We start from the raw sequence: 16,315 nt of genomic DNA, 5'->3' as shown, positions 1-16,315 counted from the left end.
TTATCCGTTCTGCCGGGCGCTGGCAGCGTAACGCGCACGAAGGATGGCCCAGACGCCAAGCGCGAACATGGGCGCGGAGAGAACCATTCCCATGGTCAACCAGTTCCCCGCGAGATACCCGATTTGCGCGTCGGGTTCTCGGAAAAACTCCACGAAGATTCGTGACAGGGCGTAGCCCGCAACGAAGGTGCCGGTCACGGTGCCGGGCGCCTTCAGCGCTCTGAACGCCCAGATCATGACCGAGAGTACAAGCAGAAGCACGATGCCTTCCAGTCCCGCTTCGTAAAGCTGGCTTGGATGACGGGCAAAGGGCCCACCTGTCGGGAACACGACGGCCCACGGAACATCCGTCAGGCGGCCCCATAATTCGCCGTTGATAAAATTTGCGATGCGCCCGAAGAACAGGCCGACGGGTGCCACGGCCGCGATGATGTCGAACATGCTCCAGACCGGAATGCCGTTTTTACGGGCAAAGAGGATCATTGCGATCGTCGTGCCCAGGAGGCCACCATGGAAGGACATGCCGCCATTCCAGATCTCTAAGGCGCGCACCGGGTTCGCCATGACGGCTGGGAGGTCGTAAAAGAGCACATAGCCGATACGTCCGCCCAGCACGATGCCGGCTGCGGCCCAGATGATGAAGTCATCCAGGTGAACCGGTGTCACTGGAGACTTGTCGCCCGGCCACAGGCGGTCCGTCATGCTCAGCTTTCGGGCATATGACCAGCCGAGCAGAATGCCCATGACATAGGCTATGCCATACCAGTGAATCGATATCGGGCCTATGGAGAAGGCGATCGGATCGATGTTGGGAAACGGCATGATCGACAGCGGCGCCAGTGGTGAAAACAAATTGCGTATTCCGTTCTCTGGTTGTCATCGAAAACGCCAGCGTTTTCAGAAGGCAGGCTGCATGATCGTCAGCTTTCCCGCCGGGCGAAAATGGCGATTGAAAGAGAAGCGGTCAAGGCGATTCTTTGACGCTTTTATGACTGTCAAAAGTAAGGTTACCGCGCCTGACGATCCCGTTTTTGCTTGCAACGGACCGAGTGAGTGCCTACCTGAAATGTCAGAACCGGATCGAGCATCAAGTCTCTCCGGATGAAGACGAGGACACCGCGCCATGAGCACAACCGGAACCAACCGCATTTTCGATGAATTCGCGAAGCTGATGACCGATGCCGCAGGTGCGGCTCAGGGCGTCCGAAAGGAAGTGGAGCAGGCCTTCCACGCGCAGGCGGATCGCTGGCTGAACAGCCTCGATGTCGTCAAGCGCGAAGAGTTCGATGCCGTTCGCGAGATGGCCATCAAGGCGCTTGATGAGAACGACGCGTTGCGCGCCAGGATAGAGGCTCTGGAAGCCAAGCTCTCGGGGAATGCCTCCTAATAGTGATGCAGCCGTTTTAAATTGGTCGATTTTGTTCAAGGCCGCGCTCTCAAAAGGAGCGCGGCCTTTCATTTTGTCCGCTTCGAAGCAGGCACCCTCGCGAGTGCGGATTCGTACCCAAAGAGCAAGCATTTTCATCAGCATTTTTTTGCCCTCTGTGGACACTTGCAAAAAACGCAATTGGCAGAGTCGGTTATGACTCCCGCCTGACATTCCGCCACAAGAGATATCCACGGTTGTCCCCGGAAAATGGACTGGCGGGGGGTGGCGACGGGACTCGCTCGTTATAGACTGATTTTAAATGATGATTCGAAACGAACTCGGTAAGCTCCAGACAGGTTCACTGCGTTAATCTGGCGGCGTCGGGCAATCGTCCTAAACTGATGTACCGGCATTTGTATGTGCGTTTTTGTGCTTTCGCGTGCGAAACAAAACATTCATTTCCGGCTGAAAAGGTGCCGTATGAGCCTAATAGAATTCGAAGTTGAACGTTTCTCCAATCCGGTCGATATGATCGAGTTTGTGGCGGCCGCCAACGATTGGTCTTTCGAGCGCTCGGGCGAGGACGAAATTGCGATGACGGTGGAAGGCCGTTGGGCCGACTATCACGTTTCGTTTTCCTGGATGGAGCAGTTCGAGGCGCTGCATCTGGCCTGCGCTTTCGACATCAGGGTCCCCGATCATCGCGTCAACGAAGTGATCCGGCTGCTGTCGCATGTCAACGGTCAGACGCTGATGGGCCATTTCGATCTATGGCGTCAGGAAGACGTGATCATCTTCCGCCAGTCGCTGCTTCTGGCGGGCGGCGCCGAGCCAACCAATCAGCAGGTCGAAGTTCTGCTGTCGAGCGCGCTCGAAGCCTGCGAACAGTATTATCAGGCGTTCCAATTCGTCGTCTGGTCCGGCATGGAAGCCAAGGCCGCCATGGATGCGGCCCTCTTCGAGACGGTAGGCGAGGCCTGATACACATGCTGTCATTCGGTTCTGGTCCGCTCGTTCTCGTTGGCGCCGGCAATATGGGCGGCGCCATGCTTTCCGGCTGGTTGAAGAAAGGTGTATCCGGTTCATCGATCATCGTCGTCGATCCGCGCCCTTCGGATGCCATGTCCTCAAAGCTCGCGGAGGCTGGCGCGCGCCATTGTGAAAGCGCTCCCGAAGGCGTGACTGCCGGCATCCTGTTTCTGGCGGTCAAACCGCAGTTGATGGATACGGTGCTGCCTTCGTTGAAACCGCTTGTCGGCCAAGAGACGATTGTCGTTTCCGTCGCTGCCGGCAAGACGTTATCCTATATCCAAAGCCATCTGGGTCAGGCTGCTTGCGTTCGCGCCATGCCCAACACACCCGCCATGGTGGGACGTGGGGTTACCGGCGCCTACGCCAATGAACGCGTTTCCGCCGACCAGCGTCAGGCCGTGGAAGAGCTTCTCAAGGTCAGCGGTCCGGTGGAATGGGTTCCGACCGAGGGCGATATCGATGCCGTCACTGCCGTATCCGGCAGCGGACCCGCTTATGTTTTCTATCTCGTGGAATGCATGGCGGAGGCAGGTCGCAAAGCCGGTCTGCAGGCGGACCTCGCCATGCGTCTCGCGCGAGAAACCGTCGCGGGGGCTGGTGAACTTCTCTACCAGTCCCCCGACGATGCGTCCAAACTGCGCCAGAATGTGACGTCTCCGGGTGGTACGACGGCGGCTGCACTCTCCGTATTGATGGCGCAGGATGGTATGCAGCCCTTGTTCGACAAGGCGATCGCGGCGGCGAAGACGCGCGCGCAGGAACTGGCAAACTGAGGACGCACGAGAATGAGCGCTGAAATCAGCTATGCGGATTTTGAAAAGGTCGACATTCGCGTCGGTACCATCATCGAGACGGAAGCCTTTCCCGAAGCGCGCAAGCCTGCTTTTAAACTGAAGATCGATTTTGGTCCGGAAATCGGCATCAAGAAATCATCGGCGCAGATCACCGTCCATTATACGCTGGAGAGCCTGATCGGCAGACAGGTGCTTGCCGTCGTCAACTTTCCGCCGCGCCAGATCGGGCCTTTCCGCTCCGAAGTCCTGACGCTCGGTTTTGCCGATGGCAATGGCGATATCGTTCTGGCGGCTGTGGAGCAGGGCGTCCCCAACGGCGAGAAGATGTGCTGACCGATTTCAGCCTTTAGTACAGCATTTACAACTCAGGCCGGGATTTTCACAATCACCCGCAAGCCCCCGAGGGGGCTGTCGTCCAGCATCACATCGCCACCATGGCTTCTGACAATGTCTCGGACAATCGATAGGCCGAGACCGGTGCCGGAGGCGTTCAGGTTACGCGCCTCGTCCAGGCGGAAGAAGGGCTTGAAGACATCCTCGCGTGATTCCAGCGGAACGCCCGGTCCATCGTCATCAAAGAAGAGGCTGATGGAGCGCGGTGCGCGTCGCAGCTCGATGGAGAGTGTCGAGGCATAGCGTTGCGCATTGGCGGCAAGATTGCCGACCACGCGGGAGAAGGCCGTAGGGCGGACGGTAATCTGCGAAACCCCATTGAGCTCAAACCGCATCGTCTTGCCGACCATCTCGAAATCGCTTTGCAATTTTCTCAGAAGCGGTTCGAGTTCCAGCGCTCCAACGTCTTCCTCCGCGTCGTCACGAGCAAAGGCGAGATAGGCTTCCAGCATCGACTGCATGTCGTCGACGTCCTTATCCAGCCCTTCAAGATCGGGATTGTCTCCAGCGAGCGCCAGTTGAAGCTTGAAGCGGGTAAGGATAGTGCGCAGGTCGTGGCTCACGCCATTCAGCATGGCCGTACGTTGTTCCATTTGTCGTTCGATCCGCTCGCGCATGAGGATGAAGGCAAGACCGGCGCGTCTTACTTCATCGGCGCCTTTGGGCGAATATGCCGTGATCTTCTGTCCGCGGCCGAAACTTTCGGCGGCTTTGGCAAGCGCCAGGATCGGCCTGATCTGGCCGCGCAGGAAAAGGATCGAGATGCCGAGCAGAACGAGAGACGCGCCGACCATCCAGACGAGGAAGATATGCGTGTTGGACGCGTAGGTCTGATTTCGCCGTGTGAAGATGCGCAGCGTCTTGTCGTTCAATTGAATCCGGATTTCGACCAGCGATCCGTTGCCATAAGTGTCGATCCAGAAGGGCCTGCCGATCTGTGCGGTGATCTGGTCTGCCAGAATGGAATCGAGAATAGAGAAGAAGGGTTGCGGGCGCGCGGGCGGCAGTTCTGTTTTCTGTTCGATATAGACGCTGAGATCGAGCTTCTCGCGTGCGATGTTGATGACGCGCTGATAATCGTCCTGCTCAGGATCTGTCTCGATCAGTTCGATGATTGCGGCGATATCGCGCGTGACGGCGGCGGACAGGCGCTCTGTCACCAGCTGCCAGTGTCGCTCCATGAAGACCGCGGCAACCACGGCCTGCAATAGGACCATCGGCAAAATGATGATCAGCAGCGAGCGGGTGTAAAGCCCGGTGGGAAGCCAGTGCCGCAGCCATCGCACGAAGAAGCGCCACCCTCGGGCAGGGGCGCTGTTGCGGGCCAAACTCATGAAATCGAGGCTTGCCATAGATTACCTGTCCATCCGGCTCTGATCCGGGCACGCCAGAAAAGCGTGCTTCAATCCACGCTCAGACGGTAGCCGATGCCGCGTACCGTCTGCAAATAGACGGGATTGGCGGGATCGTCTTCGATCTTGCGCCGCAGACGGTTGATCTGAACGTCGATGGTGCGCTCGCCGACATCGGCATCGGCATCCACGAGCTCGTGCCGTGGGATGGTGTCACCGGCGCGCAGCGCGAACAGCATCATGATATCCATTTCGCGATCCGTCAGGCGGATGATCTCTGCGCCGCGCCGAAGTTCCTTCTTGTGGAGCGAGAAATTGAAGGGCCCGAAAATGATCTGGTCGATTTTTGGCGTATCCGGCGAGGTATTGCGGCGCAGGATATTGTTGATGCGCAGCACGAGTTCGCGTGGATCGAAGGGTTTGGCAAGGTAGTCGTCAGCACCGGCTTCCAGGCCAGCGATTCTCGAATCCGCCTCGGAGCGTGCCGTGAGAAGAATGACCGGCACGGTCTTGTTTTCATTGAGAGACTTTGTCAGCGACAAGCCGTTTTCTCCGGGCATCATCACGTCGAGGATCAGGAGATCGAACTGGATGCCCTGCATCTTGCGCCGCGCTTCCGCCGCGTCTGCAGCGGCGGTGATACGGTAACCCTTGTCGCTGAGGAAGCGCTGGAGAAGATCGCGGATACGCGCGTCGTCATCCACGATGAGGATATGAGAAGCGTCGTCATCCGCTGGCGTTCTGGTGGCGGCTGTGGCCATTTTCATTCGGCTCCCATTGTTTCGACGTCGCGCATTCTGGCGAGAAACTGCAGAACGCATGCCCTGGCTTCGGAGGGCATGCCTTCGAGGGCGCGAGCGATACGGCGCGATTGAGGATCGCTCAAGGCGAGCGCCAGTTCACGACCGGTGAGCGTTGGATAAAGTCTGCGCTGACGCCGGTCTTCAGGTCCCGCCATCTGGCGGATGTAGCCATCATCGATCAGCTGCTTGAGCACTCGTGCCAGGCTCTGCTTCGTGATCTGCAACGTATCGAGAAGATCGGCGACTGTCATGCCGGGATTTCGGCAAACAAAATAGACGACGCGATGGTGAGCTCGACCATAACCCAGCTTTTCAAGAATTGCGTCAGGGTCTGAAACGAAGTCTCGATAGGCGAAGAAGAAGGCCTCAATCGTGTCAAAGTCGATCTTGGCGTCATCGACATGGGGCAGGGCCGGGCTCGGTTTGGCGGCAGCCTTTTTCAGCGATTGGGCAGGCACTGGTCTTCCTTCATAGTATCGCGCTTGGCCACCATTAGCACGAGATCTGCCCAAATAGTGTGCCGCCGGGCAATCTCCCGATCATTTTCTGTTGCGTTCGATAATATGCCGCAGGCTGAACATCAACGCCAATATCTGCGCCGGTCCTCAACGCAGCAAAAGAGCGCGGACTAAGCCGCGCTCTCAGGTACTCGGTTACGCAGATACTCTACGCAAACTTACTCGTACACATACACAACGCGGCGCGTGCTCGGCTCCACCAGAACGCGGCGATCGTTCACACGCACGTAGCTGTATTCATAGTCCGGGATCGACACCAATTCAGCGCTGGCTGGAATGGTGGCGCCAATCGCGACGTCGCCATCGATGCGAACGACCTGTGCCGGGTGCTGATCGATATAAGTGATCACCTGCTCCGGCGGATTGACTTCACCGACGCGTCCGAGGTTGGGGTCGCCAGGGTTCGGCTCTTCCTGCTGAACGCTTGCTGTCTTTTCATAGGTAACCACCGGCACTTCGATATCGGCGCGGCGTTCGCGCAGGATCACGGGGGCACCTTCGTACATGACGTTCAGGTAATCGGCATTTGCCCAACCGCGCACGCCGTTTACTTCGATACGGCACCAGGCGCTGCCTTCCATGCATCCGTCAAGAACCGCATTGCTGCCGCGTGTGGCAAGTCCGACTTCCGGGTAATCTTCACCAGGGCCGGATCGCACCGAAATATCAGATGCCGTGGTCGCAACCATGGCCGCATTGGCATAGCCGGCGATCAAAGCGAAAGCGCCGCCAGCAATCATCAGTTTCAGCTTCTTGTCCATATGTCTCTCTCCTTTGAAGACTGGGGCAAGAACGCAGCTTTCTGTTTTCCGTTCCCGAATTTGTGAACAGTTTGTTTGAGGAAACACTACTGCGTACTAGATAAGTTATTGAAATTAAATAATTTACTACATTGTCGACAATTCTTCGCAGATGATGTTTCCTGACGATCGATTGTGCAGTCGCGTCGGGCTCTTTATAGGTGGGCCAGTTTTTTGAAGTGAAGGAAGGTCATCATGGGTAAGTTGCAGGCAGGGGTCATTCCGGTGACGGCGTTTCAGCAGAACTGCACCATTCTCTTCGATGAGGACACAAGGGAAGGTGTTGTCGTCGATCCAGGCGGGGATGTCGACGTCATCGTTCAGACTGTTGCCGAAAACGGCATCACGTTAAAGGAGATATGGCTGACCCACGGTCATCTTGATCATGCCGGTGGTGCCAAAGAATTGAAGGAGTGTCTTTCGCTCTCCATTATCGGCCCGCATGAGGACGACCTTCCGCTTCTGGAGCGGATCGAGACCCAAGCGCAGAAATATGGTATTGCGGGATTACAGAACGTGCTTCCGGACCGTTGGCTGAAGGATGGTGATGTTGTTTCCTTTGGCGATCACCGCTTCGAAGTCTATCATTGCCCGGGCCATGCCCCCGGCCACGTCATCTATTACAATCGTGCCCAAGGCTTTGCCCATGTGGGCGACGTGCTCTTCAATGGCTCCGTCGGAAGAACGGATCTTCCCGGAGGCAATCACGAGCAGTTACTGGCATCTATTCGTGACAAGGTGCTTCCGCTCGGCGACGAGGTAGGGTTCATTTGCGGCCATGGCCCCGGTGGACGATTTGGCGAGGAGCGTCGCACGAACCCGTATCTCCAGGGCCTCGGACCCATTGGTGCTGCGCCTCAAGCTCCAGTTGGGATTGATCAGAAAACAGATTGAGAAAGTGGGCGAGGGCGTCCCGTTCATAGACAGCCCTCTTAAGAGCAGCCATGAAAAAACCCGGCATTCCTGCCGGGCTTCAACTAGAAGAGAAAGTCGTATGGCTCAACCAGCAATCTGAAGATTGACTGCCTTTGGCCCCTTGCCGCGACGATCCGGTTCCGTGTCGAAGCTCACTTTCTGATTTTCTGAAAGACCGGACAGGCCGGAAGCCTGTACAGCGGAGATATGAACAAAGATATCAGCGCCACCATTGTCTGGCTTGATGAAGCCGAAGCCTTTGTCGGTATTGAAGAATTTAACGGTGCCAGTCTCGGCCATGCATCAGGTCCTTTTCGCTCTGCCCGTGTTCAGCTCCAGGCAGCATTACAGTTTTGCCCGTCAGGGCGTACGGCAGGCAGCTCTTGATGATTGAGAGATTGGACCTTCGCTGTGGAAGTCTTGACGTTCTGATCAACGTTTTGTTGTTCCCACCGCTCGAAGTATTGTCTCCGATGCATCTGTTTATAGGTCGTCCCATGCTCGCAAATTGCCTGAACCGCGATAGAGTGATGTGTTTATTTAAAATTGGCAAGCAAAAGTTTTTAAGCGGCAACCACGATTAATCATGGGCGTTTGACGCGTATTACGCGTGTCGCGGAAATTTTTCTCGCAGCGGCGCTGTTGGGAAAACAAAACCATCGTTAGCGATGGGAATTTTCGGCAATTTTCGCGCATAGGGCATGAGTGGAAAGCGGCCTTTAGCCTGCTTTACCAAGTTTTTGGTGGCGTCTTTTCGTAAGCTCCGGCACCAACTCTACCAGCAAAATCGCGGCAAAAATGATGGCGCAGCCGATATAACCGGCAGCCGGTATGATCTCTCCAAGAAAGAGCGACGCGAAGAGCGCGCCGAACAGGGCTTCGGAGGAAAGAAAGATCGCCGCCTGTGGTGCTGTCGTGTAACGCTGGCCGATGACCTGGAGAACGAATGCAAGGCCCGACGAGACAAGGCCAACATAAAGGATCTCACGGAGCGACGCAGCAACTGCCTGAGCGTTAATCGGCTCGTAGGCCGCGCCGATCACCATGCTCAGAATGGCGCAGACGGAAAACTGGACACAGGAAAGGGCAAGCGGCCGGTTGCTGGCCATGACGGCACGGCCCGCAAGCGTGATCTGCACAGCCCAGAAGAACGCGCAGGTAATGCTGAGAAAATCGCCTGTCGTCAGGCTGCTGAAGGCGCCGCCGGAGAGCAGAAAGATGCCGACCAGCATCATCGTGGCACCCGGCCAGACCACCCAGTGCGGATAACGCCGATAGATCAGAACGGCGATGGCCGGGACGAAGATGACATAGAGGGCCGTCAGAAAACTGGAATTGGTGACGGAGGTGGTAAGCAGTCCCACCTGCTGGGTTGTGGCACCCATGAAGAGGGCGAGCCCGACAAGGCCGAAGGCGCGGTATTCCGCCTTGCTAGGCCTTGCTCCCATGCGGCGCGTTTCCATGAGTGCGAAGGGCAGGACCGCAAGCGCTGCAATGGCAAAGCGCAAGCCCACGAACCAGAAGGGGCCGATGGATGCCATGGCCGTGGACTGCGCAACAAAACCACCGCCCCAGATTGCGGCAGCGAGAAGCAATACGAGGTTTGCCTGAATACGCGTCATTCTTCACCATCAAGGAAGCAGCGCAGCGGCTGCTTCATCGTCTTTTCAAAAGGCGATCCGGTCCGCTTGGTGATCGACTGCCAGAGGCTATCGGAACGTCCGGCGGTGTTGCATGAAGCAGCAGATCTTGACCCTGAAGATGGCGAAGACATCCCTGTGTGTCGCAAAAGGTGCCTCGGGCCGCCATTTCATCGGTGCTCTATCAGCAAGGGCATGGTTCGGCAAGGGACGGTCAGGGGAAGTCAGTCACGGTTTCGGCGCAGGCGGCCTTCGCGAATACTGCTGAGCGTCAAGAGCACACCGCCAACCGCCATTGTGCCGAAGCCGAGCACCACAAGGCCGGTAACGAAGATGCGATCCGATGCTTTGGAAATCGGTGCGCTGGCGATGGCAGATGTCGTCATGGGGTCGACCGCTTGCGAAGCGTGGGAGGACGTTGCAAGGCCGGCTGCCATGGTGAGGATGACCATGATGGCGGCAAGCGCCATCCACAGAGAGAAAAGCATCCTCTGCACCTTCAGCCGATCTGCCGAATTCCGGTCATTCATAAGCATCATCGTCGTCCTTGTCTCGTTTGCCCGCATGCCGAAAAGAGGCTTGGAAGTGGACTGCTTGGAGACAGAATTTCGTCAGTCCGGCGTATTTATTGTGGCGATAAAAAGGCGCGAATTAACGAGAAGTTAAGGCCGCTATAATTGCCGATTTTTTCGGCGATTGCCTCGTTTTGAGATAGATGATGGGCGCTTTGCCGAGAGAGGCCGTTCGAGGACGAAGGCGGCTTCATCTTAATCGGGACAATCGGTCATTCTGCACTAAAGTAAATGCGATCCATCGCATCTTTTGATGGGTTTTGACCTTGAAAGACTGTGTGTCTTTCGACATACCACTTGCCGCAGATAGCGACATTCCGCCGCAACTTCTGTCGATGTCAACTTCAATAGGACCGATAAAAATGGCCTTCCTTGCCGACATTCTCTCCCGCGTAAAGCCATCCGCCACCATCGCCGTTTCGCAGAAAGCTCGCGAATTGCAGGCACAGGGTCGCGATGTGATTGGCCTTGGCGCCGGCGAGCCGGATTTCGATACGCCCGACAATATCAAGGAAGCAGCCATTGCCGCTATTAAAGCAGGCAAGACGAAATACACGCCCGTTTCCGGTATTCCTGAACTGCGAAAGGCGATTGCCGAGAAGTTCAAGCGCGAAAACGGTCTGGACTACAAGCCCGAGCAGACAATTGTCGGCACGGGTGGAAAGCAGATTCTTTTCAACGCATTCATGGCAACCCTTAACCCTGGCGACGAAGTCGTTATTCCGGCACCTTACTGGGTAAGCTATCCGGAGATGGTGGCGATCTGCGGCGGTACGCCTGTTTTCGTCAACACCACGCTGGAAGACAACTTCAAGCTCAAGCCGGAAGCACTTGAAAAGGCGATCACGCCGAAGACCAAGTGGTTCATCTTCAATTCGCCGTCCAACCCATCGGGCGCCGCTTACAGCCACGACGAGCTGAAGGCGCTGACTGATGTGCTGGTCAAGCACCCGCATGTCTGGGTTTTGACCGACGACATGTATGAGCACCTGACCTATGGCGACTTCAAGTTCGTGACGCCTGTGGAAGTTGAGCCCTCGCTCTACGACCGCACGCTGACCATGAACGGCGTTTCCAAGGCCTATGCGATGACCGGCTGGCGTATCGGTTATGCGGCAGGTCCGCTACAACTGATCAAGGCGATGGACATGATCCAGGGTCAGCAGACATCTGGCGCGACCTCGATTGCGCAATGGGCGGCTGTCGAAGCGCTGAACGGTAGCCAGGACTTCATTCCAGCAAACAAGAAGATCTTCGAAGGCCGCCGTGACCTCGTTGTCTCCATGCTGAACCAGGCCAAGGGCATCACTTGCCCGGTTCCGGAAGGCGCGTTCTACGTCTATCCTTCTTGCGCCGGTCTGATCGGCAAGACGGCGCCTTCGGGCAAGGTCATCGAAACGGATGAGGATTTCGTCACCGAGCTTCTGGAAACGGAAGGTGTGGCCGTCGTTCACGGCTCCGCCTTCGGCCTCGGCCCGAACTTCCGCATTTCCTACGCCACGTCGGAAAAGCTTCTGGAAGAGGCCTGCAACCGCATCCAGCGTTTTTGCGCCAATTGCCGCTAATGCTTGATACAATCGAATGAAATGGACCCGGCAGCGATGCCGGGTTTTTTTATGCCTGTTGTTCCAGCAGAGCTATGCCCCTTATCAGGAGGAGTTCTGATGCCTGTTTGAAACATACGGCGGGATCATCTGCGCTGTCTCAGCGACGACAGTTACCAGCGATGGTAAACCGTGGTTCTCCTAGTCAATCCCGCGATGCTCGCCGGTATCGATCTCAGCATTGAAGCACATACGCCGCTTGACAACGCCACGATCTTCAATGAATGTACCGATCGGTAAAGTAATTACTGATCGGTACAATAGACCCAGTTGATCGAGGAGATCACCATGTCACGTCCTCCACTTCCCCCATTCACCCGCGAGACCGCTATTGAAAAAGTTCGCCTGGCCGAAGACGGCTGGAACACCAGAGATGCGGCGAAAGTCGCTCTTGCCTATACGCTCGACACCCGCTGGCGCAACCGCGTCGAATTTGCACGCAATCGCGATGAAGCTCAGGCATTTCTGACGCGCAAGTGGAACAAGGAGCACGAGTACCGCCTCATAAAGGAGCTATGGGCTTTCACCGAAAACCGCATCGCGGTACGGTATGCGTATGAATACCGCGACGATGCTGGTCACTGGTACCGCGCCTATGGCAACGAGAACTGGGAATTCGCAGAGGACGGCCTGATGGCGCACAGACACGCGAGCATCAATGAGATGCCGATTGCTGAAAGCGATCGCCTGTTCCATTGGCCGCTTGGCCGTCGGCCGGATGATCATGCCAGCCTTAGCGATCTGGGCCTCTGATCATGGCCCGTATGGTCAGCGAAAGAGCCGATGCCATAGGTCCCTTGGCCGAGGTGTTTCGCGAGTATGGTTATGAAGGCGCAAGCCTTGCCCTCATCGGCAAGGCGACCGGTCTCGGCAAGGGCAGCCTTTACCACTTCTTTCCAAACGGGAAGGAGGAGATGGTGGGGGCTGTGCTCGACGACATCAGCCAATGGTTCGAGAATGCCATTTATGCGCCACTACGTAACGAACCCGACGCCAATGGCGCCATCCGTGCCATGCTTGCCTCGACGGACCAATATTTCAGGACCGGCAGGCGCGTTTGCCTCGTCGGTGCCTTGGCGGTGGGCAATACGAGAGACCGTTTTGCACAAGCCATCCGAGGTTACTTTACGGGCTGGGTGGACGCGTTGCAGTCGGCGCTTATCCGGCAGGGCCGTGACCGCGATCAGTCGCGCATGCTCGCGGAGGAGACCGTCCTTGCCATTCAAGGCGCGATCGTTCTTTCTCGTGGACTGGACGATCCGGCTGTTTTCCAACGGGCGATCGACCAACTTCACGACCGGCTGGCGATGGACAGCTCTGCCTCTGCCCCAGAATGAAGGTTGGGCCGAAAGGATTTCGACCAATACGGCAATGCGGTAGTCTTCAGTGGCGCTGACATACAACGCTACTCGGGACTTCAGGACAGCAACTGGTCGATCTCGTCCCAACCATAAGCGACATTGTCAGAGCGCCATATCGGTCCGGGATCGCGGAACTCTCCAATCTTTTTGGCGCGAAGCGCCTCATAGAAGCCCGCCGCCCGCTCATTGCCTTTGACGACGCTGAGTGCGACCGATCGATATCCGGCCGCTTCCGCATGTGCGGCCAGGTCTTTCAGAATGCGCGTGCCAATACCTTGCCCCTGGTCGTCCGGCATGACGTAGAGGTTCTTAATCTCCGCCCGTGATCCGAAGATTGGATCGGACGGTCGGCCTACCGCGCCGATGCCAACGACTTGGCTGCCGATCTCAGCGATCGCTACATGCTGGTGCGGATCATCATCGGCGAGTTTAGCCGTCCAGTAACGCAGCCGGTGGTTCGCATCGAGAGCCTCAAACGCTGAAGGAGGGGCAAGAGCCCGCATGGTTTCTCTCCATACGTGGGTATGAACGCGGGCGATTTGCGCTACGTCACTTGATTGCGCAGGCCTGATCTGAAGCAACCCACGCCCTCACAAACCGAGAAACAGCAGCATGATGAAGGTAGCGAAGAGGATGAGGTGCGTCATACCCTCGATGGCATTGGTCTCCCCATCGTTGAGATTGATGGCGGCAACGATGAGTGTGATGAAGACCATCACCGTCTGCACCGGCGTCATCGCCATGATGAAGGGTTGACCGGAATAGAGCGCAATCGCCTCCATGACCGGAACGGTCAGAATGACCGTCGAGAGTGACGCGCCCATGGCGATGTTGACGACGGGTTGCATGCGGTTGCGCAAGGCAGCGCGCATGGCGGTGAGGATTTCCGGTGCCGCTGAAATGGTTGCGACGACGACGGCCATCAGGCCTTCTGGAGCGCCGCTTCCTTCCAGCCCGTGCGTGAGGAATGCGGCCATGAATTCCGCCAATAGACCGATCAGCACGACGCCGACGAGAATGGCACCGATCGAATAGCCTGCCGAGCCGTCCTCTTCCTCATGCCCGTGCGCTTCGCCTTCCGGGGCCGCCTTCTTGCGGTCTGCACGCGGATAGCTGTAGCTGAAGAAGTAGCTGTGCGGGCCAACCTGCATTTTCAGGAAGAGACCGTAGAGCGCAATCATCGCGCAGATGGTGAAGGCGGAGTAGAGGTGCCACTTCGCTTCCGGTACGAATTCCGGGACGATCATCGAGATGCCCATCGCCGTCAGGATCATCACCCCGTAGGTGCGCCCGGAATCGTCGTTATAGGGCTGCTCTCCATGGCGCAGACCGCCCAGCAATGCAGCAAGCCCGAGGATGCCGTTGATATCGATCATCACGGCGGAATAGATCGTGTCGCGCACCAGGGTAGGGGAACTTGACTCGCTCATGATGATGGCGAGGATCAGCACCTCGACCGCGACCGCAGACAGGGTCAGGATCATCGTTCCGTAAGGGTCCCCGACCTTGGCAGCAAGGATTTCGGCGTGGTGGGCAACGCGCATGGAAACCCCGACGATGACGGCAATCAGCGCTGCAGCCACGACGAAGGACATCACCTTGCCTCCCTCAAGCACGCTGTGCTCTGCGAGATAAGCGATAATGGCTACTGGAACTGCAAGAAGCAGCATGCGCTCCTGCTTGACAGCGGTGGCGATGGACATGTTCCCCTCCAGATCCTGGACCGAGCGATATGCATTTGAGAGGTCAAGAAACGCGATTTGCACTCTTGGCCGTTTGGTAGGATAGTGGATCGCGAGGACATGGTACCGAAACCGCGATCTCGGCCCAGAAATGCCCACTTGCGGTGTTGGTTGTCAATCTTCCCTAAAGAATAACAGGAGGATATCAGCGTGACCAAGGTGTGTTATGAAATCGTGGAGCATGATGGCGGTTGGGCGTATCGAATGAATGGTGCCTATTCCGAAGCCTTCCCCACCCATTCAGATGCGGTGCAAGCCGCCAAGATCGCTGCCGCCGAACAGCAGGTCGGGGGCGAAGATGAGGAAATCAGCTATCAGGATGAGCGCGGTCGATGGCATGAAGAATTCAGCCAGGGCGGTGACAGGCCGGAAGCGGAGGTTGTCGACACCTATGTTGAGCGACAGGCCCGCAATCCAAGCTGATTTTTGTCGCAGGCGTTAGCGCTTGGATGATGGCGCTTCGGGGTCGGTCGTTCTCAGGTGCGCTTTCAGGCCCTCCACCAGAGCGCTGAATACCGCTCGGCAGCGTGGTGAGGTCCTAAGATTTTCGTGCATGGCGACCCAGGCGTGGAGTGCGACTTCGAGTTCCGGCAGGACGTGTTTGAGCGTTTGATCGCGTTTGGCCAACCCAATCTGGCACATGCCGATACCGGCGCCAGCGCGAACCAGGGCGAGCTGCGCAAGATTGCTATCGGCGCGAATGGCGAAAGGAATTTGATCGGCATCGGGGATTGCCGGATTTTCCTTCTTCATGTTTTGGAGGATCGCCCTGATGAAGGGCGTCTTGCGATCAAACCCGATCAGCCGGTGCGCATCCAGATCTTCTTTCTTTGTCGGCGTTCCCATCGTCTGCAGGTAGCCGTTCGTTGCGTGAAAGCCGATCCGAAAATTTCCGACATAGCGCATCACGATAGCGTCTTGCACCGGCTCCGTCATGCGAATAGCGATATCCGCCTCGCGCCGCAGCAAATCTTCGATCGTGTCGGATAGCGAAAGCTCGATTTCGAGTTTCGGATATGTATCTTGCAGCGCGGCGATGATGGGCGGCAGCACCTCGACCCCGATCACATCCGAGGCGCTGATGCGCACGGCACCTTCGATCTTTCCGACTTCCCCTGAGGCGGCGCGCACCAGTGCCGCGGCAGTGGCCGACAGATTTTCCGCATACGGCTTCAAGGCCATCGCCGCATCGGTCGGAACGAGGCCGTGCGGCGAGCGAATGAAAAGCTGGTAGCCGATGGCTTCTTCAAGAGCACCGATATGGCGACCGACAGTTGGCTGCGTGATGCCGAGCTCTCTCGCCGCCGCAGACAGAGACCCGTCTCGCAACACGCTTAAAAATGTGCGGTAGTAGTCCCAACTGATTTCGCGATCAATGATCATAATTTCTGTATGGCCGATAAACGTGTTTAGCGAATTC

Annotated in this window: 20 protein-coding genes; 9 read left to right on the top strand and 11 right to left on the bottom strand. The window is 57.0% G+C overall.

Annotated elements, in window-relative coordinates; genetic code table 11:
* On the bottom strand, positions 1–822 hold the full coding sequence (lgt, locus tag QZ862_RS03155; RefSeq protein ID WP_296040703.1) for a prolipoprotein diacylglyceryl transferase: 822 nt from the start codon (positions 820–822) through the stop codon (positions 1–3).
* Positions 823–1,123: 301 nt separating this feature from the next.
* On the opposite strand from lgt, the gene QZ862_RS03150 reads away from it, so the two are divergent.
* From QZ862_RS03150 to QZ862_RS03135, 4 genes are all read left to right on the top strand, one after another.
* Positions 1,124–1,387 (top strand): accessory factor UbiK family protein, encoded by a 264-nt coding sequence (locus QZ862_RS03150; RefSeq protein WP_296097438.1) that lies wholly within the window; start codon positions 1,124–1,126, stop codon positions 1,385–1,387.
* Positions 1,388–1,849: 462 nt separating this feature from the next.
* Positions 1,850–2,350 (top strand): YbjN domain-containing protein, encoded by a 501-nt coding sequence (locus QZ862_RS03145; protein ID WP_296014603.1) that lies wholly within the window; start codon positions 1,850–1,852, stop codon positions 2,348–2,350.
* Between the two features lie 5 nt (positions 2,351–2,355).
* Entirely contained in the window at positions 2,356–3,174 is an 819-nt protein-coding gene (gene proC, locus QZ862_RS03140; RefSeq protein ID WP_296014604.1) for a pyrroline-5-carboxylate reductase, read from the top strand.
* Between the two features lie 12 nt (positions 3,175–3,186).
* On the top strand, positions 3,187–3,528 hold the full coding sequence (locus QZ862_RS03135) for a tRNA-binding protein (protein ID WP_296014606.1): 342 nt from the start codon (positions 3,187–3,189) through the stop codon (positions 3,526–3,528).
* 32 nt (positions 3,529–3,560) lie between these two features.
* On the opposite strand, the gene QZ862_RS03130 is transcribed toward QZ862_RS03135, so the two are convergent.
* The 4 genes from QZ862_RS03130 to QZ862_RS03115 all read right to left on the bottom strand — a co-directional run bounded on the left by QZ862_RS03130 (position 3,561) and on the right by QZ862_RS03115 (position 7,022).
* A complete protein-coding gene (locus tag QZ862_RS03130; RefSeq protein ID WP_296097436.1) occupies positions 3,561–4,940 on the bottom strand; it encodes an ATP-binding protein in 1,380 nt (459 codons plus the stop codon).
* 50 nt (positions 4,941–4,990) lie between these two features.
* Positions 4,991–5,701 carry a response regulator gene (locus tag QZ862_RS03125; protein ID WP_296014745.1) on the bottom strand — a complete coding sequence of 237 codons (711 nt, stop codon included), beginning with the start codon at positions 5,699–5,701 and terminating at the stop codon, positions 4,991–4,993.
* Between the two features lie 2 nt (positions 5,702–5,703).
* Positions 5,704–6,201 carry a MarR family transcriptional regulator gene (locus QZ862_RS03120; RefSeq protein ID WP_296097434.1) on the bottom strand — a complete coding sequence of 166 codons (498 nt, stop codon included), beginning with the start codon at positions 6,199–6,201 and terminating at the stop codon, positions 5,704–5,706.
* 218 nt (positions 6,202–6,419) lie between these two features.
* On the bottom strand, positions 6,420–7,022 hold the full coding sequence (locus QZ862_RS03115) for a DUF1236 domain-containing protein (protein ID WP_296014610.1): 603 nt from the start codon (positions 7,020–7,022) through the stop codon (positions 6,420–6,422).
* Positions 7,023–7,256: 234 nt separating this feature from the next.
* On the opposite strand from QZ862_RS03115, the gene QZ862_RS03110 reads away from it, so the two are divergent.
* Positions 7,257–7,955, top strand: a complete 699-nt coding sequence (locus tag QZ862_RS03110; RefSeq protein WP_296097432.1) for an MBL fold metallo-hydrolase — start codon at positions 7,257–7,259, stop codon at positions 7,953–7,955.
* 105 nt (positions 7,956–8,060) lie between these two features.
* Here the strand turns inward: QZ862_RS03110 and QZ862_RS03105 are convergent, their stop codons facing one another.
* From QZ862_RS03105 to QZ862_RS03095, 3 genes are all read right to left on the bottom strand, one after another.
* The gene (locus QZ862_RS03105; protein ID WP_003494703.1) at positions 8,061–8,276 is read right to left on the bottom strand and encodes a cold-shock protein; all 216 of its coding nucleotides are present in this window, start codon (positions 8,274–8,276) and stop codon (positions 8,061–8,063) included.
* Positions 8,277–8,695: 419 nt separating this feature from the next.
* Positions 8,696–9,598 carry a DMT family transporter gene (locus QZ862_RS03100; protein WP_296097430.1) on the bottom strand — a complete coding sequence of 301 codons (903 nt, stop codon included), beginning with the start codon at positions 9,596–9,598 and terminating at the stop codon, positions 8,696–8,698.
* A 242-nt stretch (positions 9,599–9,840) separates the two neighbouring features.
* Positions 9,841–10,152, bottom strand: coding sequence for a hypothetical protein (locus tag QZ862_RS03095; protein ID WP_296040356.1), 312 nt, complete (start codon positions 10,150–10,152; stop codon positions 9,841–9,843).
* A 398-nt stretch (positions 10,153–10,550) separates the two neighbouring features.
* Between QZ862_RS03095 and QZ862_RS03090 the strand changes: the two genes are divergently transcribed.
* The 3 genes from QZ862_RS03090 to QZ862_RS03080 all read left to right on the top strand — a co-directional run bounded on the left by QZ862_RS03090 (position 10,551) and on the right by QZ862_RS03080 (position 13,129).
* Positions 10,551–11,753, top strand: coding sequence for a pyridoxal phosphate-dependent aminotransferase (locus tag QZ862_RS03090; protein ID WP_296097429.1), 1,203 nt, complete (start codon positions 10,551–10,553; stop codon positions 11,751–11,753).
* A 327-nt stretch (positions 11,754–12,080) separates the two neighbouring features.
* The gene (locus QZ862_RS03085) at positions 12,081–12,545 is read left to right on the top strand and encodes a DUF1348 family protein (protein ID WP_296078642.1); all 465 of its coding nucleotides are present in this window, start codon (positions 12,081–12,083) and stop codon (positions 12,543–12,545) included.
* A 2-nt stretch (positions 12,546–12,547) separates the two neighbouring features.
* The gene (locus QZ862_RS03080) at positions 12,548–13,129 is read left to right on the top strand and encodes a TetR/AcrR family transcriptional regulator (protein ID WP_296097426.1); all 582 of its coding nucleotides are present in this window, start codon (positions 12,548–12,550) and stop codon (positions 13,127–13,129) included.
* An 80-nt stretch (positions 13,130–13,209) separates the two neighbouring features.
* On the opposite strand, the gene QZ862_RS03075 is transcribed toward QZ862_RS03080, so the two are convergent.
* Together QZ862_RS03075 and QZ862_RS03070 are read right to left on the bottom strand one after the other, a co-directional pair.
* On the bottom strand, positions 13,210–13,734 hold the full coding sequence (locus QZ862_RS03075; RefSeq protein ID WP_363315895.1) for a GNAT family N-acetyltransferase: 525 nt from the start codon (positions 13,732–13,734) through the stop codon (positions 13,210–13,212).
* Between the two features lie 9 nt (positions 13,735–13,743).
* A complete protein-coding gene (locus QZ862_RS03070) occupies positions 13,744–14,856 on the bottom strand; it encodes a calcium:proton antiporter (RefSeq protein WP_296097423.1) in 1,113 nt (370 codons plus the stop codon).
* Positions 14,857–15,045: 189 nt separating this feature from the next.
* Here QZ862_RS03070 and QZ862_RS03065 point away from each other — a divergent pair, with 189 nt between their 5' ends.
* Complete coding sequence (locus QZ862_RS03065; RefSeq protein WP_296014643.1) at positions 15,046–15,318, top strand: DUF2188 domain-containing protein; 273 nt, start codon at positions 15,046–15,048, stop codon at positions 15,316–15,318.
* A gap of 15 nt (positions 15,319–15,333) precedes the next feature.
* Here the strand turns inward: QZ862_RS03065 and QZ862_RS03060 are convergent, their stop codons facing one another.
* Positions 15,334–16,278: a LysR family transcriptional regulator gene (locus QZ862_RS03060; RefSeq protein WP_296097421.1), complete on the bottom strand. Its 945-nt coding sequence runs from the start codon at positions 16,276–16,278 to the stop codon at positions 15,334–15,336.
* Positions 16,279–16,315 lie beyond the last annotated feature (37 nt).

It is taken from the genome of uncultured Agrobacterium sp. (genome assembly GCA_913777615.1).
Lineage (GTDB): Bacteria > Pseudomonadota > Alphaproteobacteria > Rhizobiales > Rhizobiaceae > Agrobacterium.
This window is presented reverse-complemented; position numbering and strand designations above follow the sequence as displayed.